The sequence below is a fragment of the Companilactobacillus sp. FL22-1 genome (assembly GCF_043951805.1).
Taxonomy (GTDB): Bacteria; Bacillota; Bacilli; order Lactobacillales; family Lactobacillaceae; genus Companilactobacillus.
On record NZ_JBINJY010000001.1, the window covers coordinates 170,751 to 196,498 of the forward strand.

Genomic DNA, 25,748 nt, shown 5'->3' on the forward strand with positions numbered 1-25,748 from the left:
TAATAGAGGGGAATTTATTTTATGATTGATGTATGGATCATCTGGCTAGTTCTCATTGTCTTAACAGTCAATACCATTTCAGCCTTGATTACAGTTTTCCATCGACCTCGTAATATTGTTACTACTTGGGCTTGGATCTTAGTGCTGGTCTTGTTACCAATTGTGGGATTCCTAATTTACGCCTTCTTGGGTCGTGGGATTGCTCAAGAAAAAATCTTTAATATTAGCAAACAGGAACACTACAGTTTAAGTCAGTTGAAGCAAATGGCGATCACTGCTCAAAAGCGACCTCAAAACGCCTCACGGTACGATGAAACGCGCTATGCAGAACATATCATTCGATTCTTTAATGAGACTGAGGAAGCTCCTCTGACACGTCACAACGAGATTGAACTTTTCTTCGATGGTAAAGCTAAATTTGAAAAGATGTTTGAAGACATTAAAAACGCCAAAGAAACCGTCCACGTTGAATATTATGCTTTCATCAAAAGTCACATTGGGGATGAATTCCTAGAACTTTTGACGCAAAAAGCCAAAGAGGGTCTGGAAGTCCGCTTACTCTACGATCCATGGGGATCTAATGGGACTAAGCCTAAATATTTCAAGACTTTCCAAGCTGCTGGTGGCGAGGTCTTACCTTTCATCACTTCAAAAAACGTCATTGCCAAAACTCGACTCAACTATCACTTGCACAGAAAAATTGTTGTCATTGATGGTAAATTTGGTTGGGTCGGTGGCTTCAATGTTGGTGATCAATATGTTAATACAACTGAAAAATTCGGTTATTGGCGAGACACCCATTCTAGGATCTTTGGTCCGGCTACCTTGCTATTGCAGGAACGTTTTTTCAGAGATTGGAATGCTTCACTAGACCGAAATGCTAAGCCGTTAGCCTTTACTGAAAAGTACTTCCCATCCGATAAATTTAATACGGACGCTAATTTACCTATCCAAATCATTACTGATGGTCCTGATAGTCGAGAAGAGATCCTTAAGGATGGCTTCATTGATATGATCGTATCAGCTAAGAAGAGTGTCTGGATTCAGTCACCTTATTTAGTCCCAGATGATCCTATGTTTACAGCTTTAACGATTGCTGCCAGATCAGGTGTTGATGTCCGGATCATGATTCCTTGTATGCCTGATCATCCCTTTATCTATCGGGCTACTCAGTATTACGCTAACTTGCTGACGAGTTATGGTATCAAAATCTACAGTTATCAAAAAGGCTTTTTACATTCGAAGACTTCTGTCTTTGATGGCAAAATTTGTTCCGTTGGTTCAATGAATCATGACTTTAGAAGTTACTCCTTGAACTTTGAGGCCAACGCTTTTATTTATGATGCCAAGGTAGCTCATCAAATTGCTCGGGCTTTTGAAAAAGATATGGACGATTCGATTCTTTTGACTCCAGATATAATCAAAGAACAAGGTGCTTGGCTCCACTTCAAGCAACGGTTCTCCAGATTGTTATCACCAATTCTCTAATTAAAAATCAGCTTACAAAATAAGAGTGACAGCTAAAAAAGGTTGTCACTCTTATTTATGATTAGTAAAAAAATAAGGAGAGATTTATTTAATGACTTACATACTCGTAGTACTGATTGCTCTGTTTGGGGCCTTGATGAGAACTGTGTTTGGTTTCGGAGAAGCACTCGTAACTATGCCTCTATTGGCCTTAATTTCGTTTAATATCCAAACCTCTACTGCTTTAATTGGGGCACTCGGTCTTCTAGTCGCTATTCCAGTAGCAATCAAGTACCGTCAGCACATTGATTTGCCTACCTTGAAACGACTTGTTCTCGGTTCATTGCTGGGTATTCCTGTAGGTATTTTGATTATTAAACTCGGTTCACCAATTATCATCATGAAAGTCCTGGGAAGTTTCATTATCTTGTACGGAGTTTACAACCTCTATGCATTGAGACACCCTAGTCAAAAAAGCTTGCAGCTTAGCGATAAATACGACTATGTGGCTGGAATTATCTCGGGAATTTTAGGAGCATCTTTCAATAGTCATGGCGTACCGATCGTCGTCTATGGAACCGCTAAAAAATGGGATGCTGATAAATTGCGCGGCATCCTTCAAGGACACTTCGTCTGTGTGGGAACTTTAGTCGTATTAAGAAAACTTGGATCAGGAATGTGGAGCATGGAAGTGGTCAAACTTTTGGCAGCCATTATTCCGCTACTTTTTATCGTTGTACCACTTGGTAACTGGATTGGGTCAAAGATTGATAGTCAGCAATTTACAAAATATGTTTATGTCATCCTAATAATCTTTGGCTTGATGCTTTTAATTAAACATTCATGATATAATATTTCTGCCTTACATATTGAAAAAATATGTATTTCAAAAAACACAGGGAGATTATTATCATGTATGAAAATTCTACATCTATTCCAGAAGAAGTTAAGGGCTGGAACTGGGGCGCCTTTATGTACAACATTTTTTGGGGGATCGGTAATCGGACTTACCTACCTTTACTTTGCTTAATTCCATTCTTTAATATTGTTTGGGTCTTTGTTGTTGGATTCAAAGGCAATACTTGGGCTTGGCAAAATGGTAATTACAAAGACGTTGAAACTTTTAAAGCCGTGCAAGCAACTTGGAACCGTGCTGGCTTAGTACAATTCATTATTGCCGCTGTGATCGTAGTCTTGTATGTCTTGTTCTTTACTGCAATAATCAGTTTATTTAACTATTAAGATAATCTTTCTATTAGCATTCTTTGACTAGCAAAGGATGCTTTTTTTGAACTATTTTTAAAAAAGCTTAAGATGATATTAACTTACAATGGGAGGTTGTTCTTATGAAAATACTAGTAACCGGTTTTGATCCCTTTGGTACTGATCAGATTAATTCTTCGATCGAGGCTGTCAAACTTCTGCCTGATCAAATCGATGATACTCAAGTTATCAAATTACAAATTCCGACTATTTTTGACCAAGTTGGTGCAGTGGTTCAACAAGCTATTGAAAAGAATCAGCCTGATTTCGTGCTGAATGTTGGCCAGTCTTCAAATAGATACGGCTTAACCCCTGAATTAGTCGCGATCAATTACGATGACGCCAGAATTGCGGACAACGCAGGCTTTCAACCTATCGATCAAACTATTCATTCAGACGGCCAAAACGCTTATTTCACTCAATTGCCGATTAAAAAAATGGTGCAAGCAATTCACAATGTGGGTTTACCAAGCTATATCTCAACAACCTCTGGAACTTTTGTTTGCAACCATATCATGTATCAGGTTCAGTATTTAATTGATAAAAAGTTCCCTAATCTAAAAGCAGGATTTATTCACATCCCTTACCTACCCAACCAAGTAATCGACCGTCGCAAAACTCCTTGTCTTTCACTCCAAGATGACGTCATTGGTCTGACCGCAGCCATTAAAGCAATCGTTTAAACTGGATTCAAAAAAATAACGCCTAGTTTTCTGAAAACCAGACGTTATTTTTTAAATTCTACTCATAAATTTTACTGACGACTCTTTGGTGATAACGGTCATTACCTTGTCCCCAAAAAAGAAAACTTAATGAAACGTAAACAATGGCCAGAATTACATTAGTCAAATCAAATTGCATTCGACTTGTTAACATCATCCAAACGATAAAGGCAATTGAAAGAAACGGAACAATCGCCCCCAACCAATTGTGTGAGTTATTTGCTAAAACATACTTTTCCAGGATCAAAGAGGCAATTGAGACCACAACAAAAATAATCCCTAACATAATTACACCCCCATAATTAATTCAGCGTATAACATGTTAGCACTAATTATTTTCAGAAATAAGCGAAAAGTCTTTGAAAACGTCTCCAAGCTCATTTGCGACGTATTTTTGTTTGATGGATAATTACTTTTGGGAGGATTTTGATATTGTACAAACAAATTACTATTTATGACTTACTCAATATGCTGTCACAACAATTAGGTGAGCAAAACTGGTGGCCGGCTGAAAATGTGGCGGAGATGCTATCAGGAATGATTCTGATCCAAAATACGAATTCACGTAACATCAAAAAATCTTTAGATAACTTGAAACAAGCAACAAATTTTGAAGTTCAACGCATGTTGGATTTAACAAATTCAGAAATGGAACAACTGATCCAACCAAGTGGCTTTTTCCACAATAAAGCCATCTACCTGCGTTCTTTGCTGACGGCCTACCAAGACAATTTCACGGAATGGGAACGATTATCGACTCCTCAATTACGCAAAAAGTTGTTGTCGTTAAAAGGGATCGGTAATGAAACGGCGGACGTGGTCTTACTTTATTATTTTCATCGAGCAACTTTTGTGGCCGATAATTATGCGATGAAACTCTTTTCTCAGCTACATGCGTTTACCAAGAAACCTACCTACATGCAATTAAAAAATGCCGTGGAAGCTGACTTTGATTTCACATCCAAACAAGCTGAAGAATTACACGCTTTGATCGATGAATTTGGCAAACTAAAGAGTGATTACTTCAAAGACTACCAATTACAACTACCAGCCTTATAGCTCTTAAAAATCACCAGGCTTTATTATGCTCGGCCGATAATGCCATAAAAGAAAAGATGCATTAAATCTTTTTCGTGATTCTTGATTTCAATCGCACTGTGAGGATTAACAGGATCAGTACTCATAGCGTAGTTAATGAACATATCTAAATAGATGATTGCCCCATCGTCAGTTATCTCAGAATCAACCGCCCCTTCTGCTCTGCCTTGATCTAACAGCTTTTTCCAGAAACCGTGTTTGTATTTATTGTAAGTGTCTCGAACGCGGCGATCACCATTTTGACCACTGAATTCGTTATACATGAATACTACAAAATCATCATTAATAGCGTTGGACATATTTAAACCATAAGACATGATATTCTCCATTTTTTTAATAAAGCTATCTTGTGAGTTATCTAGTGCCTCTTCCGATTGGCGATAACCGTCAATAATTAATTTAATTACGACTGTCCGGGCTAATTCAACTTTACTGGGAAAATATTTATAGAGTGTCACTTGTGACGACTTTGCCTCTTTTGCTATTTGAGCAATGGAGGTTTTTTTATAACCTTGTTCAATGAAGATCTTCTCCGCCGCTGTTAAAATACTCTCTTTTTTATCATTTTTACGCTTGAAATTATTAACCATGATAATTACCTCAAATATTTTTTATGCGAATAGTTCATTTTTTTATTTAATCCAACAAGGTATTTGAAGATCAGCTATTTAATAGTTCAATCCCCGCCTGCCTAGTTGTTGACTTTGGTATTGCTTGGCTCTAATATACTCGGTAAATAGTGAACTATTCAAGAAAAATATTTCATTTTAGAGGTTAAATATCATGCTAAACGAACAAACGCCTACACTTCATATCGATCATCTTCAAAAGAGTTTTGGCAAATTTCAAGCTTTAAAAAATATTACTTTCGATATTTATCCCGGTGAAGTCTTTGGCTTCATTGGACCTAATGGTGCCGGCAAATCAACTACCATCAGAACTTTACTAGGTATTTTGCGTGCCACAGGAGGTCAGGCGACGATTTTCGGCAAAGATGTTTACAAAGACGCTGTCGAGATCCACAAACACATTGCTTATGTGCCTGGCGATGTTTATCTTTGGCCTAATCTTACTGGTGGAGAAATCATCGATTTGTTTCTGAAACTTAGCCACAGTCAGCATTCCACCCGCACCGATCAACTCATCAAACAATTTCAGCTCGACCCCACCAAAAAAGCTCGAACTTATTCCAAAGGTAACCGTCAAAAGGTTGCTCTGATTGCTGCTTTTTCAACAGAAGCGGATTTTTATATCTTTGATGAGCCAACTTCTGGCCTTGATCCATTGAATGAAGAAATTTTTCAAAAAGAAGTTCTCAAGTTGAAAGCAGCGGGTAAATCAGTTCTACTATCGAGTCATATTTTATCTGAAGTTGAAAAGATGTGTGACCATATCGGTATTATTCGTAATGGAGAAATCGTTGAAACTGGTACTCTTGATGAAATGCGCCACCTGACTAGAACTGTAGTCAAGGTCAAAACTAAAGCGCCCACTCCCGAATTAAAAACTTTACCAGGTGTCCATAACGTCGTTACAGAATCTGACCAAACTCTGACTCTTTCGGTTGATTCTGACAAGCTTGACTCGGTAATGAACTACTTAGTTCAGAAACAAATTGTTACCTTACAAGCCACTCCGCCAACTTTGGAAGACCTCTTTATGCGCTATTATTCAACTGATGAGGTGAGTCATAATGATAAATGAAAAGTTTCAAAAAACATTCTTTCTCACTCGCTTTAGTTTCAAACGTGACCGCTTCAAACTAATTATCTGGGCAGTCGTTTTGATGGCTCTTTTCGTCGGTGTTGCAAGCAAATTTACGACACTTTACGGCAATCAAAATTCAATCGATCAAATTATTAAAACCCTCAAGACACCTGCTATGGTATCGTTATTCGGAAAAATGCCTGCTGGACCTTATTCTACTGCCGATGTCTTTGCTTCAGAAATGACCGTCTTTATGGCGATTGTGGCTGCCATTATGAACTTCAACTTCATGATCAAGAGTACCCGTGGCGAAGAAGAATCTGGAATTTTTGAAATGATTCAATCTCACTCAGTCGGTCGACTATCTAATTTATCTGCCACCCTATTGGAGCTCTTCTTTTTGAATTTAGGAATCGGTTTGATTTACGGACTAGGGTTACAGTTTGCCAACTTGACTGGTACAGATACTAACGGTAATTTCTTACTAGGTTTGGGCTTAGGAGCAGTCGGTTTTATGTTTGCGACTATCGCTGCAGTGATGGCTCAATTGACCGACAACGCTCGGATGGCGACAATCCTCTCTTATTTGGTCTTTGGCATTATGTATATTGCACGGATGATCACTGATGTCACCCATCCTAAATATACTTGGTATGTGCCTATGGGCTGGGTAGAAAAGTTTTCAACTTACAAAGATAATAATTGGCTGCCAGTTTTATTGATGTTATTTTTGTCAGTTTTATTAATAAGCTTGGCTTTTTACTTAAACAGTCATCGTGATATCGGTTCAGGATTGATTGCCACTAGACCAGGAAAAGCCAATGCCACAATTTTTTTGCGTGGACCATTATCACTCTTTTGGCGTTTAAACCGGGTCAGCATTATCATCTGGTTTATCGGTATTATGATTTTGGGTGCTACTTATGGCTCAATCTTTAATACTATTGGCGATATTCTCAAGACCAATCCTTTATTGAAACAATTATTAGATACTAAGGCCGTTAATGCTGCCAACCTTTTGATCATCAAACAATTTCTGGCAGTTTTAATGATCGTTTTTGCGGCACTAGCCCTCGTACCTGGTATCTCGATTATCAACTATCTTAAAACCGGTGAAAGTAAAGGTTACCTTGAGATAATTCACGCCACACCAACCAGCCGCTTGAAATTGTTTTGTTCAGTCTTAATCTTAGGAACCCTCTCAAGCATCGCGGTACTCTTTGCTGGTGTTTGTGGCTTATACCTAGGTGGTAACGCCGTTATGAAACAACCATTGAACTTTGATATCTTCATGAGCAGTTTCTATGGCTATCTGTCACCAATCTTAATTATGTTAGGAATTTCTGCTTGTTTAATTGGCTGGCTACCAAAGTTAGCTAATTTGAACTATGGCTATTTAGTTTTGGCCTTTTTTGTACAGTACTTTGGCAAGCTGCTCAAATTACCTGATTGGACAAAAAAATTGACGCCTTTTGGATTCATCGACCAAGTACCGATTAAAAACTTTGAAGTCAGCACCTTCTGGTGGCAGATAGGATTTGCCGTTATTTTAATGATTATTGGCTATCTAGGCTATCGTCGCCGGGACCTAATCATCAACTAAAACCGTTACAACCAAAAAAGTTCGTCGAAATTAATCGGCGAACTTTTTTGAATTATTTATAAAATGTTTCTTTAACAGCTTGTGTAATTGCAATTTGTACATGAGCGTATGACAAACCACCTTGGATATATAAAGCATATGGAGGTCTGAGCGGACCATCGGATGAAAGTTCAATCGTTGAACCTTCAACGAAACTTCCAGAAGCCATCACGACGTCATCTTCATAACCATCTTGGTGACTAGGAATTGGATCGACAAAAGAATTCATTGGTGAATAATGTTGAATGGCGGCACAGAAAGCAACCATTGGATCTGGCTTACCAAAGTTGACTGTTTGAACGATATCAGTTCTAGGCGCATCCCACTTAGGAGAAACCGTCATACCCATTTCTTCACAGAGAGCGGCAGTAAAAATCATCCCTTTCAAAGCTTCACCAGTCGTATGGGCGCCCATGAAGAATCCTTGATAGAAGTCACGCAAGTAACCCCAAGTAGCACCCTCACCTTTACCAGCACCAGGAACGGTTAAACGCGAACCAGCGCCATCAATCAAATCTTCGCGACCGACTAAGTATGCACCACTCTTTACAATTCCGGCACCGGCATTTTTGTAAAGTGAACCAGCCATAATATCAGCACCGTAGAAAGTTGGTTCTTCCATTTCGGAAAATTCGCCATAACAGTTGTCAATAAAGACGTTTACATCCGGACGGATTGACTTAACAAATTTGATCATCTTAGCAATCTTTGCCACCGTAAAACTATCACGAACGGCATAACCACGTGAACGTTGGATGGCAACGACTTTGATCGAATTGTCAGCTTTCAAAGCTTTTTCAGCGTTAGCATAATCGACTGACCCATCATCTAGTAATTCAGTTGTAGCAAATTTGATACCATATTCCATCATGTTGCCACGTTTATTACCAGCCAAGCCAATAACCTCTTGGATCGTATCATATGGGGTTCCTGTTAAATAATAAAGAGTATTCCCAGGACGCAGCATGCTGAAAAGAGCTGTTGAAATCGCATGAGTACCAGAGGCAAATTGGGGACGAACTAAAGCATCATCAGTTTTGAAGTAACCGGCATAAATTTTTTCAATTTTATCACGGCCGATATCATCATAACCATAGCCAGTCGATGGTACTAAATCCTCTTCACCAACTTGATTTTCTCTAAACAAGTTCAAAACTCGTTGTTGATTATAGAGAACTTGTTGATCAATCTCTGCAAGTCTTGGTTGAATCATCTTTTCAACCTTTTCAATCTTTTGACTCAATTCTTCAGGTAAACCTGTCTTCCACGATAATGTCATTTATAATTCTCCTCTAAATTATTCTTCAATACTTCTGCTTGAACTGAAATACTGCCATCAGCATTTTTATCCCAATATACACCTTGAATTTCGGGCACAAAGCCTGGAAAACGCTCTATTGCTCCGACTAAAACCTCAAAGTATCGTTGATCGATCTGTCCCCACTTCTCTCCGGGAGCAACAATAAAGACTCCTGGTGGGTATGGCAAAGCACCTTCAACAGCAATCCGGCCTTGAATATTTTGTAAATCCACCAATTCACTTTGATTCTTCATAAATAATTGATCGGCTAATTTAGGTGTCATAGTATAGTTTTGCATATTAGGCTTAGCGAACAAGTCTTTTTGCAAAATAAAAGTTTTATTTTTTCGATAATACTGATGCATCTCTTGGCACAATTGTTGTAAGGTATAGCCGTCATAACGGTTGGGATACTGTTGTACTAATTTTGGCAAGACTTTTTCTAACGGCGCATCCGCTAAATAAAATTCTTCAAATTTTAAAAAGGCTGCCAATAATGAATCCAATTCTGCCTTAGAATCTCCTGGCGTTAAGAGAAACAATAATGAGTTCAGATCATCTTTAGCCCGAATGATACGTTGCTCCATTAAGAATTCAGCTACTACTGGTCCAGGAATACCTTGATCTTGATATTTTGCCTGTTTGACATCAATACCAGGCGTTATAACGGTGATCTTCAAAGGGTCAAGAATTGCTTGCCCTGATGCTACTTCTTTGAATCCATGCCAATTATCGCTTGCGTTGAGTGACCAATATTTACTTTGGGTAGCTAATTTATCGGTACTGATCTCTAAAAAATTATCTGGTACCAAGGGTCGGAACAATTTCGACTTCTTTAACAATTGTTTGCGCCAATCAATTCCTAAGCGAAGTGTCTCATCCCACCAATTGACGTTTCCCTGCCCAGAGGTCAAGTATGAATTCACTGTCAAAGAAGCATAGATAGGATATGAATAACTGGAAGTAACAAATTTGAGATAGGCATTATTGAAGTGTTTGTGGTCAACATAACGACTCTGACCTTTCAAATGAGCATCCTTTTTCAAAATCTGTGACGTTTGAGCTAAACCGCCTTGTTGCTTATGCAGCGATTGGGTAACTAGAATGCCAGGATCATCAGGTCCATATTCTAAGGACAGTGGTGAGAGATGCTTCATAATTGGGACAAATTGTTCAAATCCACCCCAGGCACAGTCAAAAAGAATGTAATCACAGAGTTTGCCGATTTTCTTGATCATCCAGTCAGCATCATAAAAGACGCCATCATAAGTTTCCAATTGAACAATGGCTAATCTAAAAGGCCGCTTAGCTTGAGCTTTTTTAGGATCTACTTTGGCAATTTCTGCACGAATATTATCTTCATCCAAAGCTTTCGGATTCATTTCACCAATCAATCCCAGCGGGTTACGATCAGTTGGGATATAAACTGGCTTAGCTCCGCCCATTACCAAGGCACTATTATAAAGTGACTTGTGATTGTTACGGTCAAATAAAACCAAATCATCGTCCGTTAATAAGGCGCTGGCACAAATTGAGTTAGCACTAGTCGTCCCATTCGTACAAAAATAAACTTTGTCTGCGTGATAAGTTTGGGCCGCTTTTTGTTCAGCTGTCAAAGGAGTCCCGCCATGTGTCATCGTATCTCCTAATTCAGCGACTGTATCGCTCGTATCTGCAAACATTAAGTTCTTTCCAAAGAACCGATTAAAAACTACCCCAGCTGGATGTTTTTCATAGTACTGACCATTATGATGGCCTGGAGTCGTAAAACTAATTGGTCGGTCCTTGGCAAAATTAACTAAATCGCTTAAGAAACCTGGCACCATTTTTTGTTGATAATCTAGTGCTTGTGAGTAGATCTCTGATTCTGTAATTTCTTTTTGGCTTATTTTAATAATAGGGATGCCGAGTCCTGACGCTACTTGTAGATTTTTTGCAACCTTCAAGGCAGCAGTATCATTTTGATTCAAAACAATTGCTGCCAATTCAGCTACATTGATATTTTCGTTGAATGGAATTGTCTCCCACTCACTAGAATGGCTTACTTTCACATCATTACCAATGGCAATTTTCAGAAAATTCATAATTTCCCCCTATTTTTCAAATTTTTCATAAAACTATTGAAAATATTATATAAATCATTATACTTTTTTGGGTATGTTTTTTTACAGCTAAGTTTTATAAAAAAATATCACGGCATTGATTATATATACAGATCGAGGTAGTAAACAAGTGAAATTCCTCAGTTCTTTGCTGACGCTGAAACCCCCAAAGTTAAAAATCCTGATATATCAAGACTTCACATACAATTCGGGGGAAAATAAAATTGGAAACATTAGAACCAACTAAAAAACATTATTTGAGCTGGCCGGTCATTGCTTTGATCGACTTCGTTACCATCATCAGTTTTGAAAATATCTTTTATCCATTTCAAAACCAAGGACTATCTGTAGTTATCTCATGGATTTTCCTATTGTTCTCGTACGTTATTCCTTATGCATTGATTTCAAGTCAAATGAGTTTAACCTTTGATAATCAAGCTGGAGGTCTGTCCTCATGGGTTCGTCATAGTAGTAACGATACACTTGGCTACTGGACTTCATGGATGTATTGGGTTCAAAGTGTGCCTTACATCGTTGACGTTTCAAACTCGGTTATCGTTTCATTCAGTTGGATGTTCTTAGGTAACAACACTTTAGACAAAAAGATGTCGACTTTCTGGTTCGGTATCTTAACTTTTATCATCATTTTGATCTTCATTCTTTTAGAAAATGTTATTAAAAATTCACTCGAAATTCTGTCACTTATAGGTGGTGGTGCCATGTTCATCATGTCGATGTTATTCGTTTTATTGGCTGGATATGCCGTTATGCACGGTCATCACATCGCTACGCAACCATTCAACTGGGGAGCCTTCAAACCGTCATTTAGTCTGAAATACTTCTCAACGACCGGGCTGTTGATCTTCGCCATGTCTGGTGCTGAATTGGCTGCTCCATATGTTGTGCAAATGCGTGATCCAAAACATGAATTTCCCAAAGCTATGTGGTTACTAGCTATCATGACTGGTTTCTTAACTATCTTTGGTACCTTAGCTTTGGCAATGTTCTTCAATGCCAACCACATTCCACATGACTTCAAGATGAACGGCCCTTACTATGCTTTCCAACTTCTTGGCAATAGTTTGGGCGTAGGTAAGTTATTGATGTACATCTTCGCCGTTGTCCAAGCAATCTTCATGATGGCTCAATTAGCTGTCTTACTAGATGCCTCTAGTCGGGTCTTTGCCGGTGATGTTGCTGACAAATTCATGCCTAAATGGATCACTAAGACTAACAAAAATGGTCGTCCAATCCACAGTTACACAATGACTACTGGTTTGAGTTTATTCCTATTGCTATTGACAGGTACTTTACCAAATATCAATACGATTTATAACTGGTTGTTAAACATTAACGGTATCATCTCACCATATAAGACTTGTTGGGTCTTCTTCGCTTTCGTTGCCATGCGTTGGAATCAAGACAAGTTTCACTCAGATTATACTTTCATCAAAAACCGTACTGGTGCCTTGCTAGTCGGCGGCTGGTGTTTAGCCTTTACCTTCATCTGTGCTACTTTAGGATTCATCCCTCAAGAAGCTAAGATCGGTACTGTTGCTTTCAATCATCAATTACTATTGAACTTCGTTACTGTTATCGTCTTATTCGGACTTGGCTTTGTTATGCCATGGCTTCGTAAACGTGAGCAACAACGTGAATTGAACTAATAAAAACTCCTCAGAAATTATCTGAGGAGTTTTTATTTTTGGAAAATATTTAGAATCGTATTGATTGAGGAAAAAGTTTTACCCTGATGATTCTTTTGCTCTTCAAAATTCATCAGTATTCCTCGGTATCAATAATTTTATGGCATCCAAAATTTACCAATCTCGGTCTTAGTAACAGTAATGCTACCCAGATCTGACTCATATGCTTTTTTTACTTTTTCATACACTGAGTGTGCTTTGTCTCGACTTGCAAATTCAATTGCCCATGTATTGGGAATCATTTCGAATGATTGATCTTAATTTCATTGTCCTGCCCTCCTAACACCTAATAACTTACTTTCTTTCGAAAAAAGAGTTGGATATTCGTACTCTTTCAAGAGATTAAAGTAATCTTTTGAAAGAGAGTAATTTTTAGTATCAAATAAAATATATGCCGTTAAATCATCCAAATTATGATTCATCACATCTATTTTACTTATTTTATGTTCTGACGAAATTTTATCTCTTGAATAAATAAAATTGGTCAATATCTTATTTTTAATTTCGTATAAATCAATGATATCAATAAGTGTTTTACAATATAATAAATCAGGATTTACCTCAAATTCACACGGTTTAAAAATAGATATCAGCAATGATGCATGCTTTAAATCATTTATGTCAATATGCTCTTATCCTAGTATTTGTTATTTAAATATTCGTATGATTTAGAAATATCATCTGTATTCGTAAGATTTAACAATTCAGTTTTAGAACCGACAAATGCACATCTTTGACCACTAAGAAAATATAATTGTTGCTCATCACTCATATTGGAAAATTGATGAGTTGTCATTATTACTTTTTTTCCGCTTTTCTGAATATCACCAATGAGAGATATCACTTTTTTTGACATTTCAGGATCTAATCCGCTTTCAGGTTCATCAAACAGATATAAATCTCTATCTAATAGACTTATTCCATAAATTACAACGAGTCTTCTTTGACCACCTGATAATTCACTCATCTTTTTAGGATAAATTCTAGCAATGTAATCTGGATTTTCTCTTTGAACATTGTCATTACCATCAATTTGTAGGAGCATATCAATAGTTTTTTTCACTGTAGTCTGTCCAATAAAGGGAACTCCTTGTAATTGATATGCAATTCGTTCTCTTCGTGGAAAATCTTCAAAAATTTTATTATTTCGATTGTCATCTGCATCGGCAATGAAGTCCAATAATGTAGACTTGCCAATTCCATTTGGTCCAATAATGACATTGATTTTTTCCGAAGAAAAATTAATATTTAAATTATGAAATAACCAATCTGGTTCTTTTTTAAATTTAAATGTAAAATTTTTTATTTGCATATTTAACTCCTCTATTAATATCTATTCGTAACTCCAATAATAGGCATTCTTCTTATGGATATTACTCCAATCAATGAATATGCTATTCCTAGGAAAACAAGTACAACCAAATTAATAAAATCAACTTGCTGAAATGTAAACAACTTATACATGTTAGAGAAATAAACAAATGGATTAATTGCCATCAAAATCCATGTTATTGTGGTATTGAACTTAACATAGAAGCTTGCTAGCATAATTAATAAATAACCATTTAATAAAACATTGAATGTATTCTGTCTCATCTTCATGACTAAAAAGAATGAAACAAACATTCCGCACAACGGAATCATAATTAGTGATGATAGGAAGCAATAGATGATAATTTTTATGTTAAAATTTCTTGCAATTAACATAGAAAATATATTGAATATTAATAATTCTAGTTCTAATACTATAATTTGAGAGATCAAATTAGAGACAAATACATATCCTTTTGATTTGGCTAAGTAACTAAACATTTTTAAAAAATTTGATTCTCTCATACTTATCGTTCCTGCAACAATACCACTTAAGATTCCGGTTACAATTATATAAGACCAATATCCATATAAATATGAATCATTAGTAATATTGGCATTTCGGTTAAAAAGCAAAAATATAATCGGGAAAACTAATGTATAAACAAGAACGATTTTATTATCTAACGTAATATTTAGCTCGAAATACACTAGGCTCTTAATTTTTTTTATCATAGATTAGTCTCCTTATCTAGGGAAATGGCAAATATTTACCTGCATTGGGAAATTTTTGATTAGAATCTTTAAAAAAAAGATATTTTAAAATCTTCAGGTTTTATTAACTCATTATTTATATGCGGATACATTTCAGGAGAGAACATTTTTATTGTTTTTATCGTATTTTCAATTCTATTATTCTTCAGCATTATCAGGAACACTTTACAATCAAAAAAACTTGCAAAGTTATGTATTTCTTGTCCGATAGAATATTGTTGTACATGATTTAAATAGTGATAATCTTCCAAATGATTATTACTATTTATTAAAAACTCATAAGTGTTATATAAGGCTGGAGCATTCATGCTTGAATAAAATCTTTGACTATATTGTTGACCACTGGCGTTATCTGTTTCTAGTTTTTTCAAATCATTCGGACTACTATATCCTTCAAGAGCTTCACCATAAGATTTATTGATGGCTACTAATAAATTTCTGTCCGCCCCTAAAACTAACTGAGTCATAGTCCCTTAAAAGACTTTGATAATCAACATCGGTTCGTTTTACAATTTTTTCATCAATACACTGTCCAGAATTCTTTGTTAAAAAAGTGTAAACAAAACTTTGACGCTCTACAAATTCAAGAAATCCATGTTCAATTGCATACGTGGAAAAACTTCCCGATCCAGCTCCAGTTGAATCTAAAAATTGTCTGTCATTATTAGCCATTCTCACATACTTATATAGCACAGTCTCATTTTTCATCTTTAGAAATTCAAATGCGGTCAGATGATCTAAAGTTCTAGCAGTACTTTTGTACAAAGCAAATCGTTCTAATTGTTCACCCATTGATTCTTTTGCAGCATCTCCCGTGTTCTCATTTGAACCTACACCTAGCAAACCGGGAAAGAATGCTCTCATCATAGTTATCGTTACTTCGTTTCTTTTCATTGGCTTATATGATCAGATACCACATGTTTAAACATCCTCCTGAAATTATCTTTAATATATATCCCTTTGATTTCAAAGTCAAAAAATTGTTTTATTTCGAAAAAATTCCAACTATAATTATTTATTTAAAAATTCTTTATCATAAATTCTTAGGTTTATATTTAAAATTAGTTCTTCAATTGCTTTACAGTACTCTTAATCATTTACTGCAAAGCAATTCATTACTAAATACCAATCATTCAAGGGGGGTTATCAGTATTACGGTTCAGTAAATTGTTGATACTCTAGTAGAAAATATTCTTTCTTAATAAAAGTATTAGAACGACAAGTTTCCTCATAAAACATATCTTGCCTTTTACACCTGGCGACTATAGTAATTTAATTAATAGTATTAAGTCTTGAAAGGCTTATATTCACCCCATTGAGGATACATATACCCCATATTGAAGATATTTTCTACTTAGAAACCATCTCAACATGTAATATTAATTACAAATAGGAGGAAATAACAATGGTAGACAAAACTAGTATTATCAATTCATTCACCGATTTAAGTCTTGAACTAGAAAAAAGATATCGTGGTACTGAAACGGCCAATTTCGTCAATGAAACTCTTATCGAACTCAAAAAAAGTGAAGGTGTAGCCTTCACTGGTTGTTTACAGTATTTCTTCAATAAAGCTCCAGTGATTAAACTATCTGAAAATATTAAGTTAAATGATCAAGAAAAGGTATCTTGGAGAAAAGCCTTCTCATATAATGATCTTGGTAACAATCTCTGGGGTGCTAACTTATAAGGAGGAAATAATAACAATCAAGTGGTTCTCTGGCGGTTCAGATCGTGCCCAGGCGGCAATATCAATCATCAATAATGTATTGAATGATACACCAGAAGATAATGCCCTTCGCAAAGTTCTAATTGCTCATAAAGATGAATTAGAAAAACAAGAATCTTCAGTACCCTATATTCTAAGTAGAATGAATATTGCTCTTTCTAACGTGGTGACAAAAAACCATATCATTTTATCCAAGAGTCAAGCCGATAATTAGGCGAACTAATTAAACTATCGTATATTTCATATGGATATTAGTACGAAAAAAAAGACAGCTATCTAGCATCTGGTTCTTACTTATGTTAATTGCTTAATATTGTTTGTAAAATCAAATAAAAGAGGTAGTACTAACTGTAAATAATCAGTTAATACTACCTTTTTTCAAAATGATGTTATTTTAATTTATATTTGTCCCACTTCAACTGAAGCATCATTGGATAATTTCTTTTGCAAATACTTCTCCATATCTTTATAGGAAATATTAAAATTCATTTCCACTTGTTGTGGTCGCTTGGTATTAAAGATTACTGCTACTTTTGGTTTGCGTCCTTCTACTTCAATTGGAATCAAAGTTACATGAACCACTTGAGCATAATCCAAAACACCAGAATAGAAACCGTTCAAGACGATCCTCTTTTCGCCGACGCCACCGACACCATTCATGATAGTTAAGAGCATAAACAATGCTACCATCACGATATACGATAATTGACTGGTTGGCGATACTAACAGCCATGCACCAATAAAGGTTGCAAAGATTAATGATGAAACTTTATATATTGATCTTATCTCGATTTGTGACTGCCAATAAACATTAAAGGCTGCCCCTAGGAAAAAGATCACATCAACTATTAACAATATTACACTCATTTTAACTTTATCCCTTTTCTAGTCATTATAATCATGTCACGATCGATTTCAAACCCATCTACTACCTATATTGTATCGTACTTAGATAGTAAATTCATGAAAGCAAGCTTTTTCTAGACAGATAAATCACTTTTAACCGTGCTAAATCATTTCTTTTAGCTGAATACATGTTGGAGTTAAAAAATAACGTTTACATTTTTAGGTGAGCTTAATTATTTTATTTAAAGTGTATTAAAACGATTTTTAAAGTGTTATTATATGTCATGGAAAAAGGGGGATAAAAATTTGAGTGATAAAAATAAAAAACACGAGAGTTTAATTCATTATGCTAACGGCCCTTCCCTGGAGGAAATTAACGATTCTGTCGAAGTACCAAAAGACGCCGGTTTCTTTAAAACTCTGTTAGCATATAGTGGTCCAGGTGCCTTAGTCGCCGTAGGTTATATGGATCCAGGTAACTGGGTAACTTCCATTGCTGGTGGTGCCCAATTTAAATATAAACTTCTATCCGTAGTCTTAATTTCTAGTTTAATTGCGATGTTACTACAATACATGTCAGCTAAACTAGGAATTGTGACCGGAAGAGATTTAGCACAGTTAACTAGAGATAGAACTACAAAATTTGGTGGATTCATTCTCTGGATCATCACCGAGTTAGCGATTATGGCAACTGATATTGCTGAAATTATCGGTTCCGCGATTGCTCTAAAATTGCTTTTCGGCATTCCAGTACTCTGGGGTGTTATCATCACGGCCTTCGATGTGCTTTTACTATTAGTCTTGATGAAACTTGGCTTTAGAAAAATCGAAGCAATCGTTGCTACCTTGATCATGGTTATTTTGTTCGTCTTCTTATACGAAGTTATTTTAGCTAAACCTGATATGGGTCAAATGGTTGTCGGCTTTGTACCAGACCCTAAGATTTTACAAAATCAAAGTATGTTGTACCTATCATTAGGTATTGTTGGTGCTACGGTTATGCCACATAACTTGTACTTGCATTCTTCCATCTCACAAGCGAGAAAATACGACCGTGAAGATCCTAAGAGTGTTCATCAAGCCGTTCGTTTCTCAACTTGGGATTCTAACATTCAATTGACATTAGCCTTTGTAGTCAATGTCTTGTTACTACTTCTTGGTGCTGCTTTATTCTATGGAACAAATAGTGAATTAGGTCGTTTCGTTGACTTGTTCAATGCTTTGCAAGATCCAAAAGTTGCCGGCGCTGTTGCCAGTCCTGTCTTGAGTATTTTGTTCGCCATTGCCTTACTAGCTTCTGGTCAAAATTCAACTATTACTGGTACATTATCTGGTCAGATCGTTATGGAAGGTTTCGTCCACATGAAGATGAAACTCTGGGCACGTCGAGTAATCACTCGTTTGATGTCAATTATTCCAGTTATTACCTTCGCTATTATCTATCATGGTAACGAAGCTAAGATTGAATCTCTATTGACTTTCTCACAAGTATTCTTGAGTGTCGCTTTACCATTCTCAATTTTCCCATTGATCAAGTTCACAAGTAATAAAGAACTAATGGGTGAATTTACCAATAATAACTGGGTCAAATATATCGGTTACGCCGTTGCAGTTATCTTGACTATTCTAAATATTTGGTTGATTTATACAACATTCGTACCTACTGCCTAGATATTAATCAAAAAAAGATTCGACATCTGATTTTCAAGTCAGATTCGAATCTTTTTTATTTTGATATTATTAATCTATTTAACGCATGCTTGAATGAATAACTGATGGAATCTAGTATCGGCAGTCAATTCCGGATGAAAGGCTGTGACTAAGAGATTGTCTTGAATAGCCGCAACGATCCGTCCATCATCGGTCTTGGCCAGAACTTGACTCTTGGAACCGACGCTCTTTAAGTATGGCGCACGGATAAAAATACCTACAAAGGGAGAATCAAAACCTAAAACAGTCAAATCTTCTTCAAAGCTATCCTTTTGCCGACCGAAACCATTTCGAACGACCTCGCCATCAAAACCAGCTAAGCTTTCAGTTTGCGTCAATAAAACTAGGCCAGCACATGTACCAAAAACAGGAAAGCCAGCCGCTACCATTGCTTTTAGTGGCTCCAACATATTTTCTCGAATCAATAATTTTTTGATGGCAGTACTTTCGCCGCCAGGAATAATCAAACCTGCTAAATCTTTTAAATCAGCGGGAGTTTTTACTAATCTACTTGCGACTTGGCATTGCTTTAACATCTGTTGGTGTTCAGCTACCGCCCCTTGCAAATCTAAGATACCAATAATCATCTGATTCACTTCCTATTCCATGCCTCTAGGAGCCATTTTCTCTACATCAGCTAAGGTTGAAACGTCGATTCCTTTCATCGGATTACCTAGATTCTTTGAAACTTCGGCAATCAAATGATAGTCGGTTGGATGTGCCGTGGCTGAAACTATTGCTCTAGCAAACTTTTCAGGATTTTCTGATTTAAAGATTCCGGACCCAACGAAGATTCCATCAGCACCTAAATTCATCATTAATGCCGCATCAGCTGGAGTTGAAACCCCACCGGCTGCGAAGTTGACTACTGGCAATTTACCTTGCTCATGAACCTCTTGAACTAATTCATAAGGAGCACGCAGATCACGGGCAATCGCCATCAGATTTTCCGGTCTCTCACTGGCAATCTGACGAATTTGTTGATTAACCTTTTGCATGTGACGGACGGCTTCAATGATATCGCCAGTACCAGGTTCGCCTTTAGTTCTAAGCATTGAAGCTCCCTCACCGATTCGACGTAAAGCTTCACCTAAATCTCGGCAACCACAGACAAATGGTACCGTGAAATCTTGTTTGTCAATATGATAATTATCATCAGCTGGCGTCAAAACTTCACTTTCATCAATATAATCCACACCTAAGCTTTCCAAAATACGAGCTTCCGCAAAGTGGCCAATTCGGCATTTAGCCATTACAGGAATCGAAACAGCTCCCATAATTTCCTCGACCATGGCTGGATCAGACATTCTAGCCACACCACCTTCAGCTCTAATATCAGAAGGTACCTTTTCCAAAGCCATTACTGCTACTGCTCCTGCAGCTTCGGCAACTTTAGCTTGTTCAACATTGGCAACGTCCATAATTACGCCACCTTTTTGCATCTGCGCCATTCCCCGTTTAACAACTTCTGTTCCTGTAACTTTCATCTTAAAAAATCTCCCTTCAATTTCTGGTCAAAAACCTCTTGGTAGTTCTCATATTATGAAGACATGCTACAATTGTAAACACGGGAAATCGACAACTGTACCAGTACACTTGAGAGGAATTGTGATGAAATACCAAACTATCCAAGAATCTATTAAAAGACGAATTATCAACCAAGAACTATTAGCTGGCGATCAAGTCCCATCAATTAGGCGTTTAGCTCAACAATTTTCTGTCAGTAAGACCACTGTGATCAAAGCCTTAGCGGCTTTAGAAAGCGAACATTTAATTTACTCGATCCCTCAAAAGGGCTTCTTTGTAACTGAAAATTCCTTTGAACCAGCGAAACCAACTCAAAAAATCGACTTTCTAACTGCTGGCCCTGACTTATCATTCTTTAGTTTTGCCAATCTCGCTCACTGCTACAATCAAATTATTGCTAATCATCCCAAGGAGATTCTTTCTTATGGTGAACCCACAGGCTTATTATCGCTACGGCAACAAGTTCAACGTTATTTGCAAACTCAACAAGTCTTCACATCTTTAGATCGTCTGATCATAACTTCGGGTGCGCAACAAGCTGTCAATATTTTGCTGAATATGCCCTTTCCTAATGGTCGTGAAAATATCTTAGTTGAACAACCGACTTATTCCGGGATATTGCACGCGGCTAAACTAACGAACCGTAAGATCCTCGGAATCGATATCAGTAACGACGAAATTGATTTCAAACGTCTGGAATCAATCTTTAAAAATGACGAAATAAAATTTTTCTACCTTATGAGTCGGTTCCAAAATCCATTAGGACACTCCTATTCAAAAAAGGAAAAACAAAAACTGTTAAATTTAGCTGAAAAATACGATGTCTACTTGGTTGAGGACGATTATTTGGGTGATATTGATCAAATCTCTAAACGTGACCCACTCTTCTCAGATTCTCCAAATGGTCGGGTTATCTACTTGAAGAGTTTCTCTAAAATATTCTTGCCCAGTTTACGTATCGCCGCTATCGTGGTTCCAGAAGTGCTGATTCCAGCTTTTTTGGAGTACAAATCATATTTAGATTCTTACACCTCCACTCTTTCTCAAGCCACCTTGGCCACTTTTATGGAAAATGGGATGTTTACAGTCCACCTAAAAAATATCAAGCAACTCTACGCAAAAAAAATGTCCACTTTACTGGACGTTGCCGATCGATACTTACCAAATGGCGCAACGATCAATCATCCCCAAACCGGATTTTACACTTCGATCAAGTTACCTCGCGGCATCAACTCTACTATCTTGACGCAACAGCTTGCTCAAAAGAATATCCTCGTTGATGACGTTTCACGGATGTTTTTACCGTTACAAAAGAATATTTCTCTATTACGTTTAAGCATTTCTCAAGTCGATCAAAGCCAGATAGAGACCGGAATCAAAACGATTGGACAAACAATTTCTGATTACGATTCCAACATCAATCCTACTTTTTGGAGTTTTCACATGTAATATGGGGATATTTGCTTTTCATATTTTTTGTGTAAATCTTAAAAGCAATCTGTTATTATCAGTTTAGGAAAACAAATAGAAAGCAAGGAATATTGATTGAATGCAATTGTAAATATGTATGGGCCATTCTTTGATCTCCATAATTGGGCAACCGTTATCGAGTCGGGGGAAGATTGGCTAGTTATTCTGTCTTTGGTAGTCATGGAATGCATGCTATCAGTGGACAACGCTGTCGTCTTGGCTGCACAAACGCAGTCGTTGCCAACGAAAGTCGAACAGGAAAAATCACTTTTTTATGGACTTTTAGGAGCCTATATTTTTCGGTTCTTAGTTATCGGAATCGGAGTTTATCTAATTAATTTTTGGTGGATCAAAGTTCTCGGAGCAGGTTATCTTTTCTATCTGTTCTTGAGTCACTTCTTCTTCTCCAAAAAACGTCAGACTAATGGCGCTACAAAAAAAGAACATAAGGACAATGCTTTAGAGCGTCATCTACATATCTCCCGCTTTTGGCAAGTCGTTATCTCGATTGAATTGATGGATATCGTCTTTTCAATTGATTCAGTTCTAGCTTCATTGGCTGTATCTAGTAACCCCGTAATCGTGCTGATTGGTGGCATGATCGGTATCCTAGCCATGAGAGGAATCGCCGAAATGATTATGGGCTTGATGCGTCGTATTCCTGAATTAAACGGTATGGCGTACTTCTTGATTCTTTTCATCTCAATCAAATTATTCTTATCTATTCCAGCAATTGATATCGAAATACCTAACTTAGTTTTCGTTGGTGTTTTAATTGCCGCTATAGTCATAACTTTGATAATTCACCAAATTAATAATAATCGTGCTCCTAAGAGCAAAAAAAAATAGTCTCCGCAGAGGCTATTTTTTATTTTGTAATTTTGAATGTCTCAAACCATAGATAAAGTAGACAATGATTCCAATCGTGATCCACAAGCCAACACTGATTTTGGAAATAGTTGGTAACATCAATAGGAAATACAAACTAGCCAGCCCAGCAAAAATTGGTAAGACTGGGAACCAAGGCATTTTGAAACCATCATTAGGTATATCCTTACGTTTTCTCAAGGGAATTATTCCAAAGGAAATGAAGACAAAGGCTAATAACGTTCCAGCGTTAATCAAAGATGTCAATTCAGTCAAAGGCACTAATCCAGCAAAGAATGCTTGGACAACTGTCGCCACGATAATGGCGTTTCGAGGTACGGAAAACTTTTCATCAACTTCTCCCATCTTCTCAGGCAATAAACCATCACGGCCTAATGCATAAACTAAACGCGAACCACCGAAGAACATCGTTAACAGTGAGGTAAAAATCCCCACTAAAGCTCCAATGGTGATCAATTTATTCCAAGTGTCCAAATGAACCACCTTCAAAGCATAGGCCGCCGGATCGTCAACATTTAAATCTTTATAATTAACGATTCCAGTCAGGACAAATGAGAAACCGACATATAAAATAACTGCGACAACGACTGTGCCCAAAACTCCACGTACGACATCTTTTTTCGGATTGATTGTTTCCGCTGAATTGGCAGCTAAAGCATCAAAACCGACAAAAGCAAAGAAAACTGTGGCCGTTGCAGTTGAGATTCCACCCATTCCAAAAGGTTCAGTATGAAACTGCTTGGGATAGAAAGGAACGTAATTACTAGTTTTGATATAAAAGGCCCCAACGACAATAAATAGAATAATAATTGCAACCTTGATCAAAACAGCCACATTTTCAACTTTTTTAGAGAGACTAGCGCCTTTCAAAATAATGGCAGCAATCAATAAAACAATCAAAGTTGCCGATAAGTTGATACCGCCACCTTCCAAAGGACCAGCTGCAAGGAACTTGGGCATATGGACTCCAAAAGCTCCCAGGATATTATTATTGAAATACGATGCGAATCCAACTGCTTCCGCTGAAACTGTCAAAAAGTATTCAAGAATCAAAGCCCAGCCCAGTACCCAGCCGACAATTTCTCCATAAATAACTGCGCCAAAAGAATAGGCCGATCCCGCTACTGGCATCGCTGAAGAAAATTCAGCATACGCCATTCCTACTAATCCAGAAACGATGGCAGCAATCAAAAAAGCAATCGTCACTGCAGGTCCAGCGTGCAAAGCTGCTTCGTGTCCCGGCAAAATAAAAATACCAGTCCCAATTACCGCGCCAATTCCTAGGGCCAACAAATCTCTAGCACCGAGACTCTTTGTCAATCTGGAGTCGGCCTTCAAATATGTATCGACGGATTCCTTCTTAAAGACATTTTTCATGAAACTCTCTCCTTAAAACTACGTAGTACGATTACATTAAGTCTCAAGTCTACTACAATTGTTTTCATGAAAAAAGTCATTTTGTATATTATTTATAAACAATTGTTCATCTTATGTTCACAAGGTTGCCCTACTCGCTATGTTTTGTATTCTCTTCTATGTTGCCCTTCAAATGTAAATTCGTCACAAAAAAACCACTTAGTTTGGTTTATCTCCAAACTAAGTGGGTTCACTCCACAATCTTCATTTAGAACTACTTTTTATCATTTTCAGTTCTGTACTTCGTGGGCGCAATGCCGGTATATTTTTTAAAAGTCTGACTAAAGTAACTTAGACGTGTAAAACCTAAAGCATCCGAAATTTCATTGATACTTTTTTCTGACTCTCGAAGTAAGAGCATTGCTTTTTGGATCTTCCGGGCATTCAAATAAACTGAAAAACTCAGCCCTGTTTCCCGTTTAAAGAGTTTACTGAAATAGTAATCTGATAAATAGACCTTACTCGAAACTTGATCAAGCGTTAACCGTTTATTCAAGTTATTATCGATGTATTCAATCGCTGAAATGATCGAAGTATTAGATGTCGACATTACTTTGATCTGTTGCAAAGCATGCCCTTCATTGTCTTGTAATTCATCAATAGCGTTATTAACATCCAGGGAATACTTAATAATAAAATTATCGATCCCTCGATTTTGGATGATCATTTTAGAAAAGTCTTCTGTTAACATTTTCAAAAAAGTGGCATGACTTTGCAGCTGTTGCATAACTGCTACGTGTTCTGCTCCCGTACCTTTTTTGATATCTTTGGCAACACAAACTTTACCAACTCGTTGATTGATGGATGCTATCCGCAACGGTGCATCAGCGTATTCAATATTATATTTATATTTATTGACACTCAACTTAGATAAATCAGCCAATTGGTTCATCTTTACTAAATTATTGCCTTCTGCCAATTCGCCAAAAATTCCAGCACGCAAGTGATCATCATTCCCCAAGATAAAAACCGCAATGTTGCTGGTCTGTGCATAAGATTGCAGTAATCTAATCAACATTTTTTCGTTGCTCGATAATAAAGATTGTAAGTCAAATTCTTCCATATTTTTA

At 36.9% G+C, this 25,748-nt stretch carries 27 protein-coding genes; 13 read left to right on the forward strand and 14 right to left on the reverse strand.

The annotated features are described in order from the left end of the window. Positions 1-21: 21 nt before the first annotated feature. The 4 genes from cls to pcp all read left to right on the forward strand — a co-directional run bounded on the left by cls (position 22) and on the right by pcp (position 3,413). The gene (cls, locus tag ACG72T_RS00780; protein WP_395264032.1) at positions 22-1,488 is read left to right on the forward strand and encodes a cardiolipin synthase; all 1,467 of its coding nucleotides are present in this window, start codon (positions 22-24) and stop codon (positions 1,486-1,488) included. 91 nt (positions 1,489-1,579) lie between these two features. Beyond that, entirely contained in the window at positions 1,580-2,314 is a 735-nt protein-coding gene (locus tag ACG72T_RS00785; protein WP_395264033.1) for a sulfite exporter TauE/SafE family protein, read from the forward strand. A 65-nt stretch (positions 2,315-2,379) separates the two neighbouring features. Beyond that, positions 2,380-2,709: a ribonuclease G gene (locus tag ACG72T_RS00790; protein WP_395264034.1), complete on the forward strand. Its 330-nt coding sequence runs from the start codon at positions 2,380-2,382 to the stop codon at positions 2,707-2,709. A 104-nt stretch (positions 2,710-2,813) separates the two neighbouring features. After that, the gene (gene pcp, locus ACG72T_RS00795) at positions 2,814-3,413 is read left to right on the forward strand and encodes a pyroglutamyl-peptidase I (RefSeq protein ID WP_395264035.1); all 600 of its coding nucleotides are present in this window, start codon (positions 2,814-2,816) and stop codon (positions 3,411-3,413) included. 58 nt (positions 3,414-3,471) lie between these two features. Here pcp and ACG72T_RS00800 read toward each other — a convergent pair whose 3' ends face one another. Continuing rightward, positions 3,472-3,738 carry a hypothetical protein gene (locus tag ACG72T_RS00800; RefSeq protein WP_395264036.1) on the reverse strand — a complete coding sequence of 89 codons (267 nt, stop codon included), beginning with the start codon at positions 3,736-3,738 and terminating at the stop codon, positions 3,472-3,474. A gap of 146 nt (positions 3,739-3,884) precedes the next feature. On the opposite strand from ACG72T_RS00800, the gene ACG72T_RS00805 reads away from it, so the two are divergent. Then, the gene (locus ACG72T_RS00805; protein WP_395264037.1) at positions 3,885-4,511 is read left to right on the forward strand and encodes an endonuclease III domain-containing protein; all 627 of its coding nucleotides are present in this window, start codon (positions 3,885-3,887) and stop codon (positions 4,509-4,511) included. Positions 4,512-4,534: 23 nt separating this feature from the next. On the opposite strand, the gene ACG72T_RS00810 is transcribed toward ACG72T_RS00805, so the two are convergent. Beyond that, positions 4,535-5,140, reverse strand: a complete 606-nt coding sequence (locus tag ACG72T_RS00810; RefSeq protein WP_395264038.1) for a TetR/AcrR family transcriptional regulator — start codon at positions 5,138-5,140, stop codon at positions 4,535-4,537. Positions 5,141-5,333: 193 nt separating this feature from the next. Here ACG72T_RS00810 and ACG72T_RS00815 point away from each other — a divergent pair, with 193 nt between their 5' ends. Beyond that, positions 5,334-6,254, forward strand: a complete 921-nt coding sequence (locus tag ACG72T_RS00815; RefSeq protein WP_395264039.1) for an ATP-binding cassette domain-containing protein — start codon at positions 5,334-5,336, stop codon at positions 6,252-6,254. Beyond that, positions 6,244-7,860, forward strand: coding sequence for an ABC transporter permease (locus tag ACG72T_RS00820; RefSeq protein WP_395264040.1), 1,617 nt, complete (start codon positions 6,244-6,246; stop codon positions 7,858-7,860). The genes ACG72T_RS00815 and ACG72T_RS00820 overlap by 11 nt, the downstream gene beginning before the upstream one ends. 52 nt (positions 7,861-7,912) lie before the next feature. Here ACG72T_RS00820 and ACG72T_RS00825 read toward each other — a convergent pair whose 3' ends face one another. Next, positions 7,913-9,178, reverse strand: coding sequence for an aminotransferase class I/II-fold pyridoxal phosphate-dependent enzyme (locus ACG72T_RS00825; RefSeq protein WP_395264041.1), 1,266 nt, complete (start codon positions 9,176-9,178; stop codon positions 7,913-7,915). Continuing rightward, entirely contained in the window at positions 9,175-11,283 is a 2,109-nt protein-coding gene (locus tag ACG72T_RS00830) for a putative ornithine decarboxylase (protein WP_395264042.1), read from the reverse strand. Before ACG72T_RS00830 ends, ACG72T_RS00825 begins: the two co-directional genes overlap by 4 nt. A 242-nt stretch (positions 11,284-11,525) precedes the next feature. Between ACG72T_RS00830 and ACG72T_RS00835 the strand changes: the two genes are divergently transcribed. Beyond that, entirely contained in the window at positions 11,526-12,968 is a 1,443-nt protein-coding gene (locus ACG72T_RS00835) for an APC family permease (RefSeq protein ID WP_395264043.1), read from the forward strand. Positions 12,969-13,105: 137 nt separating this feature from the next. Here the strand turns inward: ACG72T_RS00835 and ACG72T_RS00840 are convergent, their stop codons facing one another. The 5 genes from ACG72T_RS00840 to ACG72T_RS00860 all read right to left on the reverse strand — a co-directional run bounded on the left by ACG72T_RS00840 (position 13,106) and on the right by ACG72T_RS00860 (position 15,986). Continuing rightward, a complete protein-coding gene (locus ACG72T_RS00840) occupies positions 13,106-13,249 on the reverse strand; it encodes a hypothetical protein (RefSeq protein WP_395264044.1) in 144 nt (47 codons plus the stop codon). A gap of 395 nt (positions 13,250-13,644) precedes the next feature. Continuing rightward, positions 13,645-14,319, reverse strand: coding sequence for an ABC transporter ATP-binding protein (locus ACG72T_RS00845; RefSeq protein WP_395264045.1), 675 nt, complete (start codon positions 14,317-14,319; stop codon positions 13,645-13,647). Between the two features lie 14 nt (positions 14,320-14,333). Continuing rightward, positions 14,334-15,053: a hypothetical protein gene (locus tag ACG72T_RS00850; protein WP_395264046.1), complete on the reverse strand. Its 720-nt coding sequence runs from the start codon at positions 15,051-15,053 to the stop codon at positions 14,334-14,336. 68 nt (positions 15,054-15,121) lie between these two features. After that, complete coding sequence (locus ACG72T_RS00855; protein WP_395264047.1) at positions 15,122-15,559, reverse strand: hypothetical protein; 438 nt, start codon at positions 15,557-15,559, stop codon at positions 15,122-15,124. After that, entirely contained in the window at positions 15,507-15,986 is a 480-nt protein-coding gene (locus tag ACG72T_RS00860; RefSeq protein ID WP_395264048.1) for a hypothetical protein, read from the reverse strand. The genes ACG72T_RS00855 and ACG72T_RS00860 overlap by 53 nt, the downstream gene beginning before the upstream one ends. A 511-nt stretch (positions 15,987-16,497) precedes the next feature. Here ACG72T_RS00860 and ACG72T_RS00865 point away from each other — a divergent pair. Beyond that, entirely contained in the window at positions 16,498-16,782 is a 285-nt protein-coding gene (locus ACG72T_RS00865; RefSeq protein ID WP_395264049.1) for a hypothetical protein, read from the forward strand. Further along, entirely contained in the window at positions 16,745-17,035 is a 291-nt protein-coding gene (locus tag ACG72T_RS00870) for a bacteriocin immunity protein (RefSeq protein WP_395264050.1), read from the forward strand. Before ACG72T_RS00865 ends, ACG72T_RS00870 begins: the two co-directional genes overlap by 38 nt. Positions 17,036-17,220: 185 nt before the next feature. Here ACG72T_RS00870 and ACG72T_RS00875 read toward each other — a convergent pair whose 3' ends face one another. Further along, positions 17,221-17,688: a hypothetical protein gene (locus tag ACG72T_RS00875; RefSeq protein ID WP_395264051.1), complete on the reverse strand. Its 468-nt coding sequence runs from the start codon at positions 17,686-17,688 to the stop codon at positions 17,221-17,223. 258 nt (positions 17,689-17,946) lie between these two features. Between ACG72T_RS00875 and ACG72T_RS00880 the strand changes: the two genes are divergently transcribed. Further along, positions 17,947-19,338, forward strand: coding sequence for an Nramp family divalent metal transporter (locus ACG72T_RS00880; RefSeq protein WP_395264052.1), 1,392 nt, complete (start codon positions 17,947-17,949; stop codon positions 19,336-19,338). Positions 19,339-19,412: 74 nt separating this feature from the next. Here ACG72T_RS00880 and pdxT read toward each other — a convergent pair whose 3' ends face one another. Then, positions 19,413-19,964, reverse strand: a complete 552-nt coding sequence (pdxT, locus tag ACG72T_RS00885; RefSeq protein ID WP_395264053.1) for a pyridoxal 5'-phosphate synthase glutaminase subunit PdxT — start codon at positions 19,962-19,964, stop codon at positions 19,413-19,415. 12 nt (positions 19,965-19,976) lie between these two features. Further along, positions 19,977-20,864, reverse strand: coding sequence for a pyridoxal 5'-phosphate synthase lyase subunit PdxS (gene pdxS, locus ACG72T_RS00890; RefSeq protein ID WP_395264054.1), 888 nt, complete (start codon positions 20,862-20,864; stop codon positions 19,977-19,979). Positions 20,865-20,988: 124 nt separating this feature from the next. On the opposite strand from pdxS, the gene ACG72T_RS00895 reads away from it, so the two are divergent. Both ACG72T_RS00895 and ACG72T_RS00900 read left to right on the forward strand, forming a co-directional pair. Next, complete coding sequence (locus ACG72T_RS00895; protein WP_395264055.1) at positions 20,989-22,353, forward strand: PLP-dependent aminotransferase family protein; 1,365 nt, start codon at positions 20,989-20,991, stop codon at positions 22,351-22,353. A gap of 96 nt (positions 22,354-22,449) precedes the next feature. Continuing rightward, positions 22,450-23,223, forward strand: coding sequence for a TerC family protein (locus ACG72T_RS00900; RefSeq protein WP_395264056.1), 774 nt, complete (start codon positions 22,450-22,452; stop codon positions 23,221-23,223). 12 nt (positions 23,224-23,235) lie between these two features. Here the strand turns inward: ACG72T_RS00900 and ACG72T_RS00905 are convergent, their stop codons facing one another. Both ACG72T_RS00905 and ACG72T_RS00910 read right to left on the reverse strand, forming a co-directional pair. Then, positions 23,236-24,639 carry an APC family permease gene (locus tag ACG72T_RS00905; RefSeq protein ID WP_395264057.1) on the reverse strand — a complete coding sequence of 468 codons (1,404 nt, stop codon included), beginning with the start codon at positions 24,637-24,639 and terminating at the stop codon, positions 23,236-23,238. Between the two features lie 253 nt (positions 24,640-24,892). Beyond that, entirely contained in the window at positions 24,893-25,741 is an 849-nt protein-coding gene (locus ACG72T_RS00910) for a helix-turn-helix transcriptional regulator (protein ID WP_395264058.1), read from the reverse strand. Between the last annotated feature and the right edge of the window lie 7 nt (positions 25,742-25,748).